Raw genomic sequence first — 818 nt, 5'->3', positions numbered from 1 at the left:
ATCGAAATGGATCTGAGTCGAAAAGCCATCKCAAAGATGCGGCGCCAAGATGCATATCTGCACATCGAGATTCTCTATTTTCCCTCGTTTGAAAGCACTTTCGAAGAACCAAAGGTTCTGCAAGAACGCGGAAAGACAGTAGTGCTACTTCGCAGCTACTCGCCCGGCCCGTTCTATCGCAAGAACGAGCAACAAACAAACTTGTCCTTTAAGGTTCCTGCCGCCCAGATCGAGAAAGGCTCCACTGTTTACTTCAAGAGCGGAGACTACGATCAAGTATTTGCCACAGGCAAAGCTCCATGAGCGCGATGCCTAACCCTTCCATCGAGAGGACGCTCTCCGGCCTTCGGCCTCCAAGCGCCTCTCATGTCAAACGTTAGGCCCACACTCGATGAGTCGCGACTATGCAGTTGGCTGTTACGCCTGCAGGCAGTTCCTAAATCTGCGTGGGCAGTGCCCAGTCGAGGGCTTGGAAGGTTGTTCATTCGCGCCAGGCGCGGCATACAAACAGATGAAAGTTGAGGCATCGGATCTTCGTCGTCAGCTGCGCCTGCAGGCGCCTGACGACATCCCGCCTGGGCTTGCCGATGCGATGCTGAGCTTCGCCGGCGATCACGAGTCGCATTCCTTGTATGTGTATGAGTCCGGAGGCGACTACCCATGGTGGCCGGATGAGCCTGATTGGCACGCTTGGCGAGAGGTTCGAGGCCCGTTCTTCGAATCGCCGTTTCGGGAAACGGACATTGACCTTCCGCAGAACATCATTCACGACCTCGGTATAACGAATTGGCCCGACGCGCTCGACCACTACCAGAGGA

General features: G+C 55.2%; 2 protein-coding genes. Both read left to right on the top strand.

Annotated features, from left to right (window positions below; all coding sequences use genetic code 11):
- A partial coding sequence (locus AC1DYI_RS37290) for a hypothetical protein (protein WP_477209092.1) occupies positions 1–303 on the top strand: 303 nt, incomplete at its 5' end.
- Positions 304–511: 208 nt separating this feature from the next.
- Positions 512–818 (top strand): hypothetical protein (locus AC1DYI_RS37285; protein ID WP_477209091.1); only part of this gene is annotated, 307 nt, incomplete at its 3' end.

This window comes from Ideonella sp. P3_A4 (assembly GCF_056403075.1).
Note: the sequence above shows the minus strand (reverse complement) of the source record. Positions and strands in the feature narration are given on the sequence as shown.